This is a genomic window from Microcoleus sp. S13C4, assembly GCF_036700865.1.
In the GTDB taxonomy this organism is placed as follows: domain Bacteria; phylum Cyanobacteriota; class Cyanobacteriia; order Cyanobacteriales; family Microcoleaceae; genus Microcoleus.
Genome location: NZ_JAUBPS010000010.1, coordinates 90,175 through 108,953, shown reverse-complemented (window position 1 = coordinate 108,953; position 18,779 = coordinate 90,175). Strand labels below are relative to the sequence as shown.

Annotated in this window: 12 protein-coding genes; 6 read left to right on the top strand and 6 right to left on the bottom strand. The window is 44.0% G+C overall.

All coding sequences use genetic code 11. The features are described from left to right. The first annotated feature begins 299 nt into the window (after positions 1–299). From QT996_RS06920 to QT996_RS06910, 3 genes are all read left to right on the top strand, one after another. Positions 300–521 carry a hypothetical protein gene (locus QT996_RS06920; RefSeq protein WP_333045442.1) on the top strand — a complete coding sequence of 74 codons (222 nt, stop codon included), beginning with the start codon at positions 300–302 and terminating at the stop codon, positions 519–521. 321 nt (positions 522–842) lie between these two features. Then, the gene (locus QT996_RS06915; protein ID WP_333045441.1) at positions 843–2,930 is read left to right on the top strand and encodes a hypothetical protein; all 2,088 of its coding nucleotides are present in this window, start codon (positions 843–845) and stop codon (positions 2,928–2,930) included. Positions 2,931–3,327: 397 nt separating this feature from the next. Further along, positions 3,328–3,963, top strand: coding sequence for a hypothetical protein (locus tag QT996_RS06910; protein ID WP_333045440.1), 636 nt, complete (start codon positions 3,328–3,330; stop codon positions 3,961–3,963). Positions 3,964–3,966: 3 nt separating this feature from the next. On the opposite strand, the gene QT996_RS06905 is transcribed toward QT996_RS06910, so the two are convergent. Further along, positions 3,967–5,031 (bottom strand): DUF5895 domain-containing protein, encoded by a 1,065-nt coding sequence (locus QT996_RS06905; protein WP_333045439.1) that lies wholly within the window; start codon positions 5,029–5,031, stop codon positions 3,967–3,969. An 84-nt stretch (positions 5,032–5,115) separates the two neighbouring features. On the opposite strand from QT996_RS06905, the gene QT996_RS06900 reads away from it, so the two are divergent. Further along, positions 5,116–7,170, top strand: a complete 2,055-nt coding sequence (locus QT996_RS06900) for a type IV secretion system DNA-binding domain-containing protein (protein ID WP_333045438.1) — start codon at positions 5,116–5,118, stop codon at positions 7,168–7,170. Continuing rightward, entirely contained in the window at positions 7,167–8,330 is a 1,164-nt protein-coding gene (locus QT996_RS06895; RefSeq protein ID WP_333045437.1) for a hybrid sensor histidine kinase/response regulator, read from the top strand. The genes QT996_RS06900 and QT996_RS06895 overlap by 4 nt, the downstream gene beginning before the upstream one ends. Before the next feature lie 345 nt (positions 8,331–8,675). On the opposite strand, the gene QT996_RS06890 is transcribed toward QT996_RS06895, so the two are convergent. From QT996_RS06890 to QT996_RS06875, 4 genes are all read right to left on the bottom strand, one after another. Then, positions 8,676–9,353, bottom strand: coding sequence for a response regulator transcription factor (locus QT996_RS06890; RefSeq protein ID WP_333045436.1), 678 nt, complete (start codon positions 9,351–9,353; stop codon positions 8,676–8,678). A gap of 157 nt (positions 9,354–9,510) precedes the next feature. Continuing rightward, complete coding sequence (locus QT996_RS06885; RefSeq protein WP_333045435.1) at positions 9,511–10,206, bottom strand: hypothetical protein; 696 nt, start codon at positions 10,204–10,206, stop codon at positions 9,511–9,513. A 79-nt stretch (positions 10,207–10,285) separates the two neighbouring features. Then, on the bottom strand, positions 10,286–11,752 hold the full coding sequence (locus QT996_RS06880) for a hypothetical protein (RefSeq protein WP_333045434.1): 1,467 nt from the start codon (positions 11,750–11,752) through the stop codon (positions 10,286–10,288). 49 nt (positions 11,753–11,801) lie between these two features. Beyond that, the gene (locus QT996_RS06875) at positions 11,802–12,986 is read right to left on the bottom strand and encodes a caspase family protein (RefSeq protein WP_333045433.1); all 1,185 of its coding nucleotides are present in this window, start codon (positions 12,984–12,986) and stop codon (positions 11,802–11,804) included. A gap of 779 nt (positions 12,987–13,765) precedes the next feature. On the opposite strand from QT996_RS06875, the gene QT996_RS06870 reads away from it, so the two are divergent. Continuing rightward, positions 13,766–18,091, top strand: a complete 4,326-nt coding sequence (locus tag QT996_RS06870; protein WP_333045431.1) for an ATP-binding protein — start codon at positions 13,766–13,768, stop codon at positions 18,089–18,091. A 331-nt stretch (positions 18,092–18,422) separates the two neighbouring features. On the opposite strand, the gene QT996_RS06865 is transcribed toward QT996_RS06870, so the two are convergent. After that, positions 18,423–18,776, bottom strand: coding sequence for a hypothetical protein (locus QT996_RS06865; RefSeq protein WP_333045430.1), 354 nt, complete (start codon positions 18,774–18,776; stop codon positions 18,423–18,425). Positions 18,777–18,779: the final 3 nt, after the last annotated feature.

The window sequence follows — 18,779 nt, the reverse complement described above, 5'->3', positions numbered from 1 at the left end:
CAAATGCTAAAACTTCGTTGTGCTTACCTCAACGATCTCTTGGCCATTTGAGGCTTTTGCAAAACCGGGATGCTCCCTGGGTATTCTTTAGCTTTTAGTTCCTACTCTCTCTTAAAAGACATTTTTACAGGTTTCATAGCATTGCCCAGTGCTGAGAGCCGTTAGGTAACTTTCATAGAGCTGCCCCCTCCATGTGGAGGGGGTAATTTTTACTGAACAAAATCGCTCATAGGAATGAAGTTGCAGGAACTCGATGCGATTTAAATTGGAATTGTTCACCACATGAACTCATAAAAACCATGCATAATTCATCGATTGAACCTAATTCTGGCTATAACAACTCCGGTTACGAATCGGAACCCGATTTGACTGTCGGTTACTCGTCATCTAAAGAAGTTCGTCAAGGTAATTTTGACAACGCTTACCAAGAAAATGTGTATGACTTGTCCAACCTAGCAGATACTGCTTGGACAGATTCAGCAGTCCGCCCGAATCCACAGCTTGAGCTGGAGCTTGATTAAAGAAAAAAGCGAAGATGGAGAAATGCAGTCTAGGACGCATCAACCTAAAAAACCCAGTTTCTCGTTCTCATGTTCAACCTAAAATGACGGAATTACATAGGAAGACCGGGTTTTTGGGTAATTCCTAAAATGGAGAGGGAGAGAGGTAGAGGAAGAGAGGGAGAGAGGGGAGAGGGGGAGAGGGAGATTTAGCTGATGGGTAATTTCTACAATACTGCTCTATTTTTCGTAATGTTTTAAAAACCGTTTAAAGTTTTTCCAAATTAGAAAGAATAGAGCAGTTTTTTTTGCCTAATTTTAGTTAACATCAATAGGATTCCCATGAACAGTCCAAAGCAGTTAAAAAAAATAAGCCAGGTAGGCTCGGCTTTAATAGCTGCCAGTACACTCTGCCTAATTTTTGCTTTCATCTGCATTACTTTCTTAAGCTTTCCATTAATTGCTAGCGCCAGTCCCTTACCTACTAAAATTTGGGAAAAAGAACAATCTAGAGTTTTGCTGCCAGATTGGAGCCAGATTACCTTTAGTTCCCTGCCCGCCGTTGCTAGTTCTGGAAGTTCTGGCGGTCGAAGCTGGCAAGCCGACACTTCTGTTGACAACATCTTGAAGCTGGGGGACATTAACGATGTAAAACCTGAAATTCTGTCTTTGCAAGCAATTGAACAATTAGCACTAGGGGATATCAATTTAGAGAATATCAGCTTGTCCGCGTTTCCCTTAGCTGGTAAGCAAACTGTCGGTCACTTGGCTGAAATTGTTCCGAATCTTAGCCAATTTCAATTAAGCGATGTTCCTCCAATTGCTTCTTTATCTTCTCAAATAGCCGGAGTGAACCCTAACATCAACCAATTACCAATTGGTCAAGCTGTAAAACAAGTACCGCAACTAGCGCAGGCAAAACTCAACCAAATTGACCTATCTGAGTTTGCGCTCGCCCAAATTCCCAATCTTAATAGCGTAAATTTAGAACAGTTCTCTGGCTGGTCAGAGGAACTCATCAGCCATATTCCACTGCTGAGTCAAGTCCCGCTTTCTAATTTTCCGGTTCCTATTGCGTCCATTGGCAGCACAATCATGCGAATTGACATGATTTACAGTCGGTACGAGAGCAAGCGCAATAACACAATTTCCGGTTCAGATGTAGAAGGATTTGCGGTAGCCTGCGAGAAAGATTGCGCTTATATCGAACTCGACGACATGGAAAACGCCGGTCGCCGCGCCACAGGGCCGCTAGAAGGCAAGCAGTGGATTAGCGGCAAATATCAGGAAGTACGAGGCGGTTCTGGCTGTTTGAGCGGTTGGGAACCGACGGGCCGGCATCCTTTTGGGGAAGTGTTTAAAGTAGTGGTAATGGAACCGTCAGAAACCAGCGATACTGTTGACACGGCTCTGTACTTCAGGTTTAGTTTGCCCTGCGGCAAATCGCCTTACATTATTGGTCCGGTTCCGTTTCTCAGTTACAGCGTTAATTCGCCTATGTTTGTCGGTCGATTGGAGGGCGGTTCTTCTAACAGTATTTCGCGTTCAAAAGGCGTCGCATCTGAAACAAAACCTTCAAAGCCGCTGAGTTCAAATCAAACTAAAGAAAGCCCTTTACCAACTCAGCCTCTACCTGAATCCAAGCGAGAGTGCGCGCGCCCCGCAACTTACGTTAACGGTGTGGATGTAGCTTCATTAGGGGAGGCGTTAGCAAAGCTTTCCGAAGGAATCGCCAATTTGGAAAATGCAGCCAGTGCCGACTACGAAGCCATTGGCGAGATGGTTTGTACTGAAGGAGCTCGCAACTGCGGGCGGGCGATCGGTCGCTATCAGTTGATGAGTTACCGGGAAGACGTGCAGCGTGCTGTCAGTTCAATTCCAGGGGGGGCTAACTTTATCCTGAACGTCAACAAAGGCCAAAAACCTACAAGAGAGGAACTCTTCCAATATTTTCCTCCTGCTGTTCAGGATAAAGTCTTGCAAAATTCTCTAGCTGAGAACTTAGTCAGCAGGCAACAGGAAATTGACCCTAAAACTGGGCAGGTGTTCAAGGGCGATCGCTTAATTGAGCGAGTAGCGCAAAAACACTTTGGGGGTTCTGGCAGTAAAATTGATGCCAGCTATTCCAACATTTTAGGCGGCTACTCTCTCAAACAGTACGGGGAAAAAGTTCGAGAGCTTTATAACCACAATACCAGCGACAATTGCCAAGCTAATTCTGGTGACAGCAATGGCATCACCAACTCTGTCGGCTCCGGCATTACTTTAAATGCTAGTTTGAGTATTAAGGAGGCGCTGTTCATTAGCTCTTTTTTGGGGGGGATGTGGTTTTTAATTCGACTTTTTCATCAGCGAAAGCAGCAAATGTTTCTGATACTAATCGGTTTGGGACTAGCAATTAGTTTTGGCACGGCTGCACTCTCCCATTGAACCAGGGGAAAGAGGAGGTGGAAAAGCAAGTTATTAACAAGTCTAACAACCTTCTCTACAACCAGGACGTTTTTAATTGCTGAAACCATTAATTTTATGGCATTGATATCAAAATTGGTGGTATCGGAATGATTAAACCACAGAGGGCACAGAGGACACAGAGAAAGAGAAGAGAGAGATGCATAATTCCGATGTCAACTGATTAGATATGACTTCTAAGCTGTTCAGGATATAAATTGTAGAGTCGTTTTGTATTCCCCGAAGTCAGTCATAAAAATTGACTGTAAGATTTAGACATACAACAGCTTAGTTCAGCAAAAAAATCTCTCTTTTATTGTCTTTTTATTCTGCTTTAGTGTCCTGTTTTTTCTTGTATTTTGTAGGAGTGAAGTAACAAATGGTTAAACAAAATAGAGTTAAGCAACAAACAGCAGGCACCAAAAAGATTGTCAACCCCCCGGTTTGGTTAAATCAACTTGGTTACTGGTTTCGCATTGGTTTGACAGTTTTTACCGCCCTGTCGCTATTATTGGGGACAGTTGCTTGCACGAATTCTAGTTCAGCAACAACCGCACCAGCTTCTTGGCAACAAGCTTTGCGAGTCACTCCAAAAGAAACTTTAACCCTAATCGTAAAGGAACACAGCAGCCTTCCAGAACTCAAAGTAGCGGCTGGGCAAAGTGCAGCGGCGGAAGCAATTAAGAGAATGCGAGTGTGGCAAGTTAATGGCTCGGTAGGACGGCTGAACCTTTATGATTTCAATAATTCCACTCTGTGCGGCACAAAAGGCTGCCTTTATGTTGGCTACTTAATTCCTAATGATTCAAGTCAAATGCCAACAGAAGTATTTGCAGCTTATCTCGACCCCCATAAACCGCAGAAAACTCCTTTGTTTAAGGCTGACAGTTCCTCACACGAGGGTTTGCCTTGTCTAGGAGTGAATCAGCTTTCCAAAGAAGGCCGCCGCCAGCTTCAATTTTGCTACGACGGCCTTACCTATCAACTTGCTGACAGCCAGCTTTTCAGTAGTTAGTGTTTAGTAGTCTGCGGGTTCATCGAAGTCAAAATCTTCTTCTGAATCAACCTCAACTTCAACCTCAGCAGCCTCGGAAAATTCATCTAACTCCTCTAATTCTGAGTCTGTTCCTCCTTCAACTTGTGCAATTTTGCGAGGGGGTGACAATTTACCTCGATTTTTGCGGTTAGTTACGCTTTCTGGCAAGGCCTGGACTTCAGGTTCGACACCAGCAGCTATAGCTGGCAACCCGGCCTCGCTAGCGTCAATGAACCCAGCAATGCTATTGTGCAGTCCCCAAATCAATTTCTTTTGTGGTTTTTGACCGAGAAATAGCTTGTGAAAATTAGCATCAGTTGGCTGAGTAATGCTGTGAGTTTTGCAGCAAAAGGATTTATTTTTGCCTTCCCCTTCTTTGAGAGCTCTAAACTCGACATTTAACACTCCCAAAGAGCGCCACTTGTCATTCTTACCGCTGTAATCTCTCCCAAAGCAATCAGCAAATGCCCGTTCCAAATTGCGGTAAAATTCTTCTCTAGCGCTTTTAAAGCTCCAGAGGGCTACATTCTTGAAGCGGACGACAATCGGTACCTGATGCAGGGGTTGGTTTTTGGGATTTAGAAAGATGAGAGCGTGTTCGGAACACACTTCCTGCGTCTTTTTATCGAGGGAATCGCGATATTCGTCGTAAAGCCCAATAAAAGTACCTGCTAATTCTCCATTTTCTTCAATATCTTTGTAGCGGATGTACTCAGGCACACAAGCTAATACCAACATTCTCGCTTTTGGGAGCAGTAAGCCTGTCACTTCTTCGCTTAGTTCGACCGTTGTCAATTCTTCAACATTAGGCATTACGTGCCATTCCGCTTTGACAAGCTGGTCGTTCGGGAGCAAAATACCTGCTGGGTTATCGTTAATCACGATTCCATAGGGCAAAGAAGGCTTGCGAGTTTGGTTGTAATCACTGTTGAATAGCTCCGGATCTATCTCGTAATAATCAGCACTCTTGTTCTTTTGCGGGTTGGACTTTCCACTAGAATTCTGTACTGTCTTACTGGGAGATTTCGCGTTATTGCTTCTTACCATTGTTTACCTATTTTTGTCATAGTCTCCCCCTTGAGGCGATAGCCGCTATCTGAAACATTTAGTTTTTTTTAAGAGCTAAAAAAAATGAACAATTTGCAATTTTTGCCTAAAATTAACAAAGCTACCTTGATACCAATGGCAGTTCAACCTCCTAAACGTTCGTTAACTAGCATAGATTTTGGCGGGTTGTTGGGTCAGTTTATGAAGCCAGAGGGACTGGCAATGTTAGGGCTAATGGCAGGCTTACTTATTGCTTCCAAATTAGTTGGAAACGGGAAAGGTAAAATTACCTCCGGGCGGCTATGCGGGACGGCTGAAAAATTGGCAGCCACAGGCTCTGCCCTCAAGCAAATGAAAGAAAAAAAACGGCAGCCCGTTACTTTGTGGAGCGGTACGCCGACTTATTGGTTTAAAGGTTGTCAGGGATTGAGTGCTCGATTGCAAACGCTATTAGGTGCAAATCCGACGGTTTGGTTTCCCCACGCAGAACGCGGAACTTTAGTCATTGGTGCTCCGGGTTCTGGCAAAACATTCAGCGTCATTGACAGGATGGTTGAAAGTGCATTCCAGCAAGGTTTTCCTGCCATTATTTACGACAAAAAAGGAGACCAGATGAAAGTGCTTGCACCCCTTGCAGTGCGCTATGGCTACGATGTGCAAGTGTTTGCGCCAGGGGAAGCTTACAGCGGCACTATCAATCCTCTGGATTTTATGAGAGATGCACAAGATGCAGTAATGGCAGCAGAAATTGGACAAGTTATTGCTCGAAATGCTAGTCCGGGGGAGAGTAAAGGCAATGAGTTTTTTGAGAAAGCAGGCGAGTTGATGGCCAAGGGTTTAGTGCAGTTGGCAAAAAGCAGTCCTTACCCGGATTTAGCTTTTGTGTACGCAATTATTCAACTGCCTGATTTGGTCAAGCGCATCGACCACGCCGTTCACCGACCCGACGGTCATCCCCTCAAAATGGACAGGTGGATTGCCTCTAGTTTTTCGCAGTTATTAAGTTCAAAAGATGCTGAAAAAACTGTGGCGGGCATAAAGGCAACCGCAGAGGCAACCTACTCCAGTTTCATTCAAAAAGATTTGTTGGGGGCATTTATTGGTCGCAGCACCATTCCAATTGCTTTAGAAGGGAAAAAGTGCATTATTTTCAAATTAGATGACCAAAGACGCACTGTAGTGGGGCCGCTGTTAGCTGCTGCTATTCACTTATGTGTGGTGTCTAATTTGAGTCGGGTACGTTCTGACCCATTTTTGTACTGCTTAGACGAGTTTCCGTCTCTCAAGTTCGACAGAATGGATCAGTGGGCTAACGAATATCGTTCTGCTGGCGGCGTACCGATTGTTGGCATTCAATCACTCAATCAACTCTATAATCTCTATGGGGATAAAAAAGGGGCTGCGATCGCCAGTGCTCTGTCAACTCACGTCCTCTTCAACCCCGGCGATTTTGAGACAGCCGAGAAATATTCTAAGCGGTACGGGGAAGTGGAAGTGCTGGTAAAAAATCGATCGACCGGCAGCTCGACGGGGCAGCAAACGAGCCGTTCTGTCAACTGGAGCGAACAGTTGCAAAAGAAACCGCTGATTAGTCCTGACGAAATTCTGAGGTTTCCTCAAGGCAAGTGCGTCATCACTTCACCGGCCTACGCAACGGGGACGGAAGCTTTATTTCCCTACCCTCTCAAGATTCCGGTGCGGCCCGGCGACATAAAGCGAGCTAAAGAGTCTGAACAACTGTGGGACAGCAGCATCAGACCGCAGCTTGAAAGGCGGGCGAAAGCTTTGTCAGTAGAGCAGCAGACGGGTAAACTGCTCAATATAGGCGACATAAAGCGAGCTAAAGAGTCTGAACAACTGTGGGACAGCAGCATCAGACCGCAGCTTGAAAGGCGGGCGAAAGCTTTGTCAGTAGAGCAGCAGACGGGTAAACTGCTCAATATAGATGAAGAGCTGGATCAGCGGATTCGATTCGCTTACCAATTGCTGCCACATCCGAACGATCCAGAAGAACCCGTGACTGTGGCTGATGTTAAGTCGCCTGTTAATGCTGCTGGTGCGAACAGCGCGGCTGAGAAAATAGCGGTTGGCAATATTCGGAAAAAACTCAAAACTCTGTCCTTTGGTGGCGATAGATGATGGAGCAAACTAAACAATTTTTGGCTGACATTTTGATTGTTGACGATATTCCCGCTAACATTCAACTACTTTCTCAATTGCTAATTGAAAACGGTTACAAAGTCAGGAAGTTGATTAGTGGAGAGCGAGCTTTAAAAGCAGTAGAGTTGCAAGCGCCAGACTTGATTTTGCTAGACATAAAAATGCCCGGTATGGATGGTTATGAAGTCTGCCGTCAACTTAAAGCATCTGAAGCTACTTGTGATATCCCTATAATTTTCATCAGCGCTTTAGATGACGTATTTGACAAAGTAAAAGGGTTTGAGGCGGGCGGTGCTGACTACATTATAAAACCTTTTGAGCCTGTTGAAGTGTTAGCGCGGGTATCTGCCCAACTTAAAATGCAGCGCTTGCAGCAGCAACTTCGCTGCGCTAACGTGCAATTGGCTGCACAAAATGTTCAGCTCAGCCAGGAAATTCAAGAAAGACAGCAAGCAGAAGCCAATTTAAGAATGCTGTTGCACGCTGTTTCGCACGATTTGCGATCGCCTCTATCAGGAATGTCGCTGCTGCTGCGAAGTCGCCTCAATGATGCTGGCAGCAACATTGCTATTGATAGGCGGACTATGGAGGTTATGGTGCAAAGTTGTTCGCGCCAACTCCAGTTGATTGAGTCACTAACAGCAACACAACAGTTTGATGTGAAAAGTGCTTCTTTAGCCATGAAGCCGCTGTCGCTGCCCACTTTAGTCCAAAATATTCTTATTGAAAGATTACCAATTCTCAACCAGCATCGAGTCAAGGTTAAGCAGCTTTTGGCAGCCGATTTGCCTTTAGTCAATGCTGATGCCCAGCAGCTCTGGCGGGTGTTTGGCAATCTGATCGACAATGCTGTTAAATACAATCAGTCTGGGTTTATTTTGACGGTAGAAGCTAAAAAGGAAGGTGAGATGGTTCGCTGTACGGTTGCAGACAATGGGGCCGGAATTTCTCTTCAGCAATGTGCAAGATTATTCGAGCCTTACACGAGGGGAGTTGGAGTTAGTTTAAGGCAAGGATTGGGATTGGGACTTTACATTTGCAGGCAAATTGTTGAGGCTCACGGCGGAGAGATTGGCGTTGATAGCGAATTGGGAAAAGGAGCGAGATTTTGGTTGACATTGCCAAAGTTTGAAGATTGACAAGATGTCAGAGACGGTAATTTTTGAGAACTAAAGTTTATCAAATACGATCGCCTATTTGATAAACTTTAGAAATGAAATCTAATGACGCCATTTATTCACAATCACGCCAGCAAAAAATGATCTCGAAGAACTGCTGCCCCCACTAGGAACAGTTAATCTCGATTGCGATGTCACTTCTTAAATACGCAAAATTAGCGTTTCCTTCAGTTGGACTGCCGTCACTCTAAAATAGGCAGAAACCCTAGGAGTTTTGGGAACAATGGCAACTACAACATTAATCTTTGAACCGTTGAGCAACCCGGTTACAGGTGTAGGAAAATGTCACTTTCTTAACTCTAACGACTAAACCAGGCCCAAACGCAGTGCTTTAACGGCTGCCTGGGTGCGATCGCTCGCTTCAAATTTAGCTATAATCATCTCTACATGACCTTTTGCGGTGTGGACGCTCATTCCTAGTTGAGCAGCGATTTGTTTATTGCTTTTACCCTCAACTAGCTGCTGCAAAACCTGCATTTCCCGTTCTGTCAGCTTGATGTCGTCATTCGCATAGCTATCGGGCAGTGGCGTTTTGAGATTTTGCAGCACGCAGTCGGCAATCTTAGGGTCTAGGTAACTGCCACCTTCTTGCACAGTCGTAATCGCTGCTAGAAGTTGTTCTGCGTTAGTGCCTTTAACGCAGTAGCCGTGAGCGCCGCTTGACAAAGCCGCCATTACCTGAGTTGGATTGCTGTGGTGGGTGAGCATCAGGATGCGAGTATGCGGCAGTGCGGCTCTGATTTGCTGCGTGGCTGCAATACCGTCGATTCCGGGTAAGTCAATGTCCATCAGCACGATGTCTGGTTGGTGTTGCAGTGCAGCACTGACGGCTTCGTTGCCGTTAACAGCTTGTGCGACAACTGTTAAATGGGGTTGGCGATTGAGGATATGCTGTAGACCGAGCTGCATCATCGGGTCATCTTCAACTATCAGGATGGTTTTTAGTTGGCTTGTTTTTGGTTGGGTGGCGGTAGTTGCAGTCACGGCTAAGATTCCTACTACATTTTATCCATATCTATTGTTTTTTCTCATATTAAAGAGTGTCATCCTCCTATGGAAAGAAGAAAAGTATTAATGGGCGATTGCGTCGGGAATAAGTGGATATCTCTCGATAGGAGGATGACAATAAAATGTGAACGGATTATATCGACACTTCGTTGATTTCATCCAAATTGATTTCATCCAAATTGATAGCTGTTGCTACTTCCTTCGGTTGAGGTGTTAGATAACAATTAAGCTTGATAACTGTTTGTTCTGTCTCTGGTTCAATGGTAGTCAAAAGCCAATTTTGAGTGTGTCGGTGTTGCTTGCTGTCCCAGGCAAACAGAACTTTTTCTGCAGGTTGAGTCGGGTGCAGTGCCAAAATAATCAGTTGTAGCTTGTGAGGCTCGATCTCGAAGAATTCGGCAGCTACCCATAACTTAACTCGGTCTTGCCAAGTCAGTACAGGATGGCGAATCGCCCACTCAAATAGTTTGGGTGTTCCTTTGACTAAACCCACATTTGTACGGACTTGTATCACTTTAAATGGAGGAGAAGGGGAAGAATTTTCTTCTGTCACTCCCCTTTTTGTTCGGTCTAGTTTTGTTTGAAGTGGAATGTCAACAAACAGTTTTCGCTGTGGTAAAAACAGTGATGGCGATAGTTCTTTGAGCTGGAAAACCCACTGCTGGAACTGGGGGTGACTGTTGAGAATTGGCTCGACAGGTAATCCCATTAAAATTTGCTTGACAAGCAGTTGCAAGCGTTCTTGCAGATAGGAAGGAACAAGAGGTGGCTCTTGTAGTGGGCTAGTATGAATAGTTTGATTGAGGTTGGACAGTGTAAGAAGATACATTGCTCAGAGCATAAAAGGCGGAGCAATGGTGGCGATCGCCACAGAACTGATAGTTTTGTTTACGATTTCAGGTTAAGATTTAACTCAATCCTGGTAGTTTCCAATCACGCACAACTTTAGTAATGGCATCGCGAGTAGCCTCTGCTCCAAAACCCCAAGCAAGCAAAGCAAAATAGTCAGTCCAGCGATTGGCTCCAAACGTTGGTTGAGCAACGTAAAGTTGTCCAAAGCCTGCTCCCGCGAGAAGTATTACCGCGATCGCGTAACCGATCCAATTAAATATAATTAGATTCCGGGTAGCTTGTACAGGATTAACTTGTAAAGGGCGAGCATCAGGCACTGGATCGGGAAGCCGGGAAGGTGATGTGTCATCGAAGTCTCTAGCAGTGATAAGCAACGGACCTCTAGCTCCCTCGTTTCCTGCATGTTGCTTAATCGTTTGGTCTATTCTATCGATCTCATCTTCTACTTTCTGCTGCCATATTTTGAAAGCCTCTAGATCGGTTGGAGAGAGGCTATCTAACTCCTGCTGTAAGCTTTTAGATATACGTCTTAAAGATTTATCCTCTTCAGGGGCTAACTCAGTCAACTCATTTCTGAGGTTGTCGAATTGGTTGACTTTAGCTTGACCTTGCAGGTATCGGACAAGCTGTTGTCGCAAATTAATTAAATCCTCACTCAACTGTTGGGGACTTTCTTTGTCAGATACTTGTCGCTCAATATTCTCTAATTGGGTACGCACTGTCTGCACATAAGGTGCATCAGGATTATTCAAATTCTCTAAGCTATTACCTAACGAAGCGAGAGACTTAATTAGTGCTAGCCAGTCTTCTCGACCTTTACGCCATTTATCCCAAACCGTTTGGGCTTGCGCTACTGCTTGCTGCGCCTGCTCCCAGCGCTTGTTTGTTAAAGCTGTTTCTACCTCGATTAGATACCCATCAATTTTCACCAGGAAGGATTTTGCTAATTCAGGATCAGCCTTTATCTGGGTGCGGATGCGACCAACTTGCACCACAATTTCATCACGGTTTCTGCCCTCGGTGCGGTAGGCTGAAACTCCAATTCCTACTCCAACACCTAACAACAAGACTAGCAGTGGCCAAAGCCAATGGTCTTTAACTCGCACTATAACTGGAACAGTCAATTGTCCATCTGAATAAATAGCCAGCAAAACACCGCTAAATTCACCGCTATGGGCAACACTTAAATCGAACTGGACTGGAACAGTCAGCGGTTGATTGGGTTGAACTGAGGTGGCAGTTAAAATCGGACGTATGGCTGTAGCTGGCAGCACTGTAGCTCCATCAGCTCGATTCAAGTCGAGGCTGAGTATTTTTAAGTTTGCGATCGCTTGGTTAGTCTGTACGAGAAGGTGGCGTTTAACAGGGGGACAGTTAAAAAAGATCGGACATTGAGTTCCGACCACTGTAACGCTGGATGGTGTTACGGTAACTGCTGGTTCGGCTTTGGCAGGAGGAGCTACCAATACCAAACCGAGGGTTAGGCTCAACAGCCCCATTATAGTTTTTTGACCGCGCTTCATACTAACTTTCCTAATTCTGGTTTTTTGGAGTTTCCAATGCTACCTTAACCTATTTAGAACTATTACGATAATCCGCTAGGATTATGTCTCCGAGTCCTTCTGTCTGAGCCGTTGGCTCTTGGATTATCCCACCGTTTTCGACGCTCCAACGACGCAGACTATCCAGCACGTAAATCTTGAGATCGTCCACAGTTACAAATTCCTTTTTACCCTGGTCAGCTTTACCACTGAGTCCTTCAAGCAAGTAGTAAGTGAAAAGTCCTGATTTTTGATCGGGCGATTCTCGAGCTTTCTGTTGGGCTGTGCTAGCTGCAATTAGGGCAAACCCCTCAGCTAACTCATAAACATTATGAATGAACTGCGGATCGTCTATTCCTCGTTCGGTTTCGACTCCCATGTGGCAAGCATCCAGCGTCAGCACCAACCGTCTTGCTTTACTAGAACACATCTGTTGTTTTACTTCTGCTAACGGCAAGCCTGTTTTTGCTAAAGTTGGTAAACGAGTATCCCTGACGATTAGCACAGGTTGTTTATCGGTCAAAAGCTTGCCGTGACAAGAAAAATGTACCAATAATAGGTCATCTGGATCTACCATGCTGCAAAGCTGAATTAATTCAGCCTCTACATTGTTGCGGGTGGGGAAGCGGGGGTCACTCAAATCTAGGCGATCGTGTAAACAAACAACTGTATACCCAAGTGCTTTGAGTTTCTCGTCTAATGCCACCACATCTTCTACGCAGAAATTCAAGAGTTGAACCGATGGATCGTTATAGCGGTTGACACCTACCAAAAATGCCCAACGATTCTTAATAGGATGACGCTCTTGTATTTCGGTATTTCTTATCTGTGCGTTACCCCTAATATTAGTTTCTGGATTAGTTTTTTGTATATCACTATTTGTAGTTAGTTTGCTTCCTAGTGCATTTTCAAGCTCCTGTGCTAAGTCTGCAAAACGTTGGTGACGTTCATCATCTTCATCTATCAGTTCGCTCAACTGACGAACCAATAAGACAAGCGCATTTTGTTGGGTATCGCCACGATGCTTGTCTCTTAAAAAGGCAATTACAGCATCTACCCTGCTGGTAAAGCTATCAGCATCGGGCAAACTTTTGAGCCAGGGCTTGAGTGGCTCGTAAGCAAAAACTGACCGGAGTTTGCCATCACTCTCAAATTGTTCGCAATCTAGCAGTGCTTTACGCAATTGACGGTGCAATTCTAAAGGAATACCAGCCATGTTGTTCTTTTACAAGTCTAGTTGCAGTGGTAAATTGAAAATTGTGTTATTAGAAGTATATGGAGATAAGTAGAACTGGTCAAAGCAATTCACGAAATCATCATTATGCAGTGCAGAACTATTTCCAGTTGGTGTTTATGTATGATTTTGCTAGTGTGGAACTGCCTATTTTGAATCCCAAGCTTAATTTTTGCATCCTTTTTTGGTTAAGATATGAAAACAACCCCGATCGATTATATACCTAGTGTTTCCTCAGCGACCTTTCGCACTTAGCAAAATCTTTGAAAAGCTTGTAGAATAAGCGATAATACTGAATCCGGCTTAGCCATCCCCTTATACTCGGGAGAAGATTCGAGCAAGCGATGCCCTTATCTGTGGGAGTTACTCATCGCTGGAGCAAGCTCAGCATTATTATAGTTGACATAAAGCTAACACTATTCCTTCCTTGGCGGGCGAGCGCTAGTTTCCTCCCTCGCTCTTCCCCAAGCTTTGGAGCTGAGAGTATGCTTGCAGATAGTGGACAGTGGGCTTCACAATAGAGCAATGACGAGAGTTACACATCTACAACCTCATTTGAAGTTCCGAAGAGCTTAAGCACCGTTATCGGTGGGCAATTGAATCCAGTAGAAGCCTGTCGCTGGCAATTAGTCTGGTTAATTTCACTTCAAAAGACCATTAAAGAAGCAGCAGTAGTGATTGGTATTAGTTATAATTACGTTAGGGAGATAGTTAAAGTCATGTAATCAGCAAGGAGTAGAGCATGGTTTGTCGGCAAATCGATGATGAATAGCCTACCAATCGAGATTGAGCGTCAATGCCGTCAAGTTCTTTTGAAATGTAGCGAATTTGATAGCGATAGCTTACTTAGAGCAGTTTTTACCACTTCTGAACTTTCCCCATTCAAATCTAGGTTAAAATCAGCGGATAGTCAGGAAGAGCGGGTAGCTTTGTGCCTGGAATATCTGCTTAAAAACTGTTTGAGTGACGGGGGTTCTGTTTTACCAATTTTTTTGGTACAATTGCGCGATCGCTACGACAAACATGATGCACTGCATGGGAAACTGGCAGAACTTTGTGAAGCTGTGCAGGCAGGTTTGATAACTTCAGCAAATTTAGCAGAAGAAAGCCAATTTGAGAAATTACAGAAAGAATTTATCGCAGCATCGCAGGGATTGCTAAACTGGCCAATCACCCTGGGAAATAATCAGCAGATCGAGCGTCCTGAGTTTCAGCAATTACTGGATCGAATACAAGAAGAAAAAAGCTCTACAACCCTAATTCTAGGAAGTCCAGGTACGGGAAAATCTGCATTACTGGCAACTCTGGGGCATCACCTCGCCGAGCGCCAAATCTCCTTATGGGCGATTAAAGCTGACCAGTTGGGACGAGGAGTGAATACACTGGAAGATTTGTGCAGACCTTACCTGACTGTCAACCCGCGTGACACTATCAGAATTTTAGCTAAAAAAGAACCCGTTGTACTTCTGATAGACCAGCTTGATGCGGTTTCTGAGTTATTGGATCGCCAATCTGAACGACTGAACATTTTGTTAAACCTAATCCAATCTCTTTCTGGAACGTCTGGCGTGCATATTATAGCCACTTCGCGTGAATTTGAATTCCGCCATGATGTTCGCCTGTCTTGCATTAAAGCAGAAAGAATGGATTTACAACTGCCAAAGTGGGAGCAGATTGCACCTATTCTAGATCAAGGGAATCATAATCCTAATAGCATGGGGCAACCGTTGCGGGAATTGTTGCAAACGCCCCTTCATTTGAAGCTTTTTCTGGAAGTGGCTGCGCCAGGAGAAGAATTTAATTCGTTGCAAGCGTTGCTCAATCAGTTGTGGAGTCAACGGGTTGTCGATCCAGATGGTCCATCAGACTGCCGCGAATTGCTAGAGTTACTTGCCGATCGCATTAGCACTCAAGAAGAGTTCTGGCTGCCAACAGCGATCGCAGAGGACACTCACTCATTAGCGTGTCGAGCTTTGGAACAAGGGGAAATTCTAACCCGAAGTCCTAACGGTCTGACTATTGGATTCCGACATCAAACTTACTACGACTATACCCAGGCTCGTGCTTTTGCTCGGGGTTCTGTGGCTTTAACAGATTACGTTTTACAACGGCAGGATGGTCTTTTTGTGCGTCCCGTTCTTCTGAGCAGTCTCAATTACTTAAGGGAAACGTCTCGTAAAGAATATCACATACAATTACAAAGATTGTTACAGTCAGAACTACGACTGCATATTCGTACTCTATTGCTTGAATTTGTAGGTGGGCAAAAAGACCCCGACGACACAGAAGCACACATTTTCTTGCCACTTCTGAAGTCGGAAACTGAGGGACAACGGCTATTAGCTGCTGTTAGTGGCAGTCCTGGTTGGTTTTCTCGCCTGCGCGATCGCCCAGATTTTAGGCAGTGGTTGGATAAATCGCCTGAACAAGCGGTTTATTGCCTACCTCTACTGAGTTTGGCTATCCTCTTTTCTCCTGAAGATGTTTTAGAACTTTTAGAAGAGTGTTGGTTGAGCAATCGTGCCTACGATACTCTAAGTTTTAGAATTCTGGTGAATCTTCAACAATGGACTGATCGGGTAGTAACTCTAGCGAGTCAGATAGTGAGACGTTCGCAAACTTCTAAATGGGATATATCTGCACTAGCAGAGCAAATAGCAGAAAATAGCCCAGAACTTGCCCCCAACCTTTGGCGAGCTTATCTAGATTGGCAGTTAGAGCAGGCTTTAACAAAAGCGAATGAACCATTACCAGAATTGCCATCGAATGCTACTGAAGAGCAACGAACAGTTCATACTTATATTCATCGTTCATTTAAGGAAGTTGAATATCTAATAAAAGGCGAAAAAACATTTTATAAGTTAGAAGGTTTTGCTGAAGCTACGCCAAAAGCTTTCCTAGATTCTGTCTGGCCTTGGTTTCTGGATACCATAAATTTAATTACATATCAACAAGAAAATTCGTTTTTTGTAGGTTATCGTGACGATAGTGCTACAAATAATATTTTTCAAGGAAAATTTCCACCTGGGGCTGTTGTGAGAGCGTTATTGGTTGCTGTTTCGGAGTTAGCCAAGCAAAATATTCATACTTTTATGAATTTCCTGGACAAAAATTTGTGTTCCGATTTGCTAATTGTCCATCGTTTGCTAGCTCGTGGATTGGAATATATAGCTAAAGAAAAACCACAGCAGGTGTGGGAATATTTGATTGGCGACCCAAGACGCTTACGTTTGGGAGACCACGAAGACCACTACAGAGAAACAAAACGGCTAATAGCGTCAGTTTTTCCTTACCTAGCGCCATTAAACCGAACTCATATCGAGGAAGTAGTAATAGCTTTCAAACACTCTAACTATCTACCTTCACAATTATCAGCGAAGGAAAAGTTTCAATTTTTAAAATTCCAACGGCAAAACCGACTGCGCCTTTTGCGTTCCTTTCCTGTTGACTATTTGAGTTCAACAACTAAGCGACTGAGAGATGAAGAAGAACGGGCTTTACCTGAAACTGATGATTATACAAGCCGTATGCACGGTGGTTTTATAGGAGCGCGTATAACTGTAGACGAAATGGCTCACGCTTCAGATGAAGATATACTGCGACTATTTGACTTAATACCAGATCAAACGGCATGGGACAACCCCAGAAGGCCATGGTCTGAAGATATGTCCCGCGCTGGCGGTGTTGTGGAATTGTCTCGCGAGTTTGGTAAGCTAGCCAAAAGATCGCCCGAGCGCGTCACCAACCTAATTCAGTACCTTAAATCCGGTAAACATGAAATTTGTGCAGGCGCAGCTATAGAAGGATTAGCTGAGACTGATTTCTCGACCGCTGATTTAATTCATATCATTGAAGACCTTGAAAGTCAAGGGTTTACATCGGTGGATTTTCGTTCCAGTGCTGCATCTGCTCTTGAAAAACGGGCTCGTTGCGATAATGGTCTGCCTAGTATAATCTTGTCCTGTTTGGAAAAGTGGTTAGCTGAAGAAGTAGAACCAACTTTGTCAACGGAAGAACAAGAGACAAGAAACAAAACTGAACAGCAAAAGGAACCTATTTTTTTCGGTTCAGGTGGCACCTTTTTCTTACCACAAGGGCGAGGTTCAATTTTGCCTGCGATCGCTGCTGGTTATCTCAATCAGCCGCTTCCTGATCTAGAGAACTGGATACGGATTATTGAGGAACAATTGCAGCGAGAACAGCACCCCAAACTTTGGGTTCTTACATTAGTGAATATGCCAGCGCTCCTCAATAGCGATCGAGAGCGAGCCACACAGCTTTATGACGCTGTTATCCAAACTTGTCCGGCCGCCTTGCATTATAAATTTGCATTATATAGTATTTCTAGGGTTATTGGATATTTTGAACCCAAGGAAAAGATTCAGGGATGGATAGAGAAACTATTCGTTGATGGTTCTAGCTTTTGCCTTCAAGCTTACGGTGAATTACTTCTAATTTACTACTGCCAATATCAAGATACATGGTCAAGGCAACAAATAGATCACCATTTAACTGACCGAAACGATGAAATTATTCTTTATGGTTTAGCACAGGCTGCTAGTTACTTATGGGAACACAAATTTTGTCGACAAATAGCAACAACAATCCTATGTACTTTAGCGTTATCCCCTTCTCCTTCTATTCAAGATGCTGTAGCTAATGTTTTTAGTTGGAACCAAAACAACTTCAAACTCAACTTAGAAATGCGAGAAGTTATCCAAGTTGTGTGTAAGAACCCACCGGTATTGCTTAAGGCAGCTTACAATCTTATTGAGTTACTCGAACCAGAGACAGGTAGAGAACCCGCTCTTGTATCACAGGTCTGCCAAGCAATACTAGATGCTGCTAGTTCAAATATTAATAATGCGACTACCTCTCTCCCTTTAGAAACTGAAAATTTAACAAATATTGCTTTAACGTTGCATCGTCAAGAAATCTATCGAGAAAGGGGATTATATATATTTGAGAAATTACTTTCTCTAAATCTCATAGAAGCTCGCGTTGCTCTGGAAGTTTTGGATAGGAAACCTAATCAGGTAACTTTTCTGTCGCCAAAAAGACGGCGGATGCGAAGAGAAACATCATAGCATTTAGGGAATGAAAAAGCGATCGCTTGTCTTTTTAGAGTTGAGCGATCGCTTTTTGATAAAACTAGCTGATACAGTCACATTTAGACAAAAGACAAATAGAGTCTGAGTTTAAGCAGTCCCTCCAAAAGTTTTATGTCATTCATTTTTTGATTGGGACGAAGAAGACTGCGATTGCTTTAACTGACTGCTTTGAGTCATTGTATTTTCGATTATATGCTTAGTTTCTTGCCTTGTGACTAGAGTAATCCGACCTCCAGCACCATCTTGTCGAGTGACATTCGTTATTTGTCGAGAGTGCATAGAACGCTTATCTCCGTTTGAAAGTTTGTCATTCATTTTTCGTTTTGGATGAAGAAGACGGTGGTTGCTTGGATTGACTGCTCTGAGTCACCGAGTTTTCGAGCATCTCTTTGCTTTCTTTTCCTGTGAGGGGAGTAGCACGACCACCAGCGGCTCGAAGACTATCTAAATCATCAATCGGTATGTCAAGTATAGCATCTAGAACTTGCGGACGTTCTTCACACCAGAGGGCTATTGCATTAGAGATTTCTTCAACATTATCTGGGAGCGTTGCAAGTAGCTCTTTTAAATCTGCACGATCTTCTGCTGTGAATAGCTCAGGTTTTGTTTGTGCTAAATAGACAAAAGTTATGATATTTTCTTCGTAATCAGATAATGCCATTTT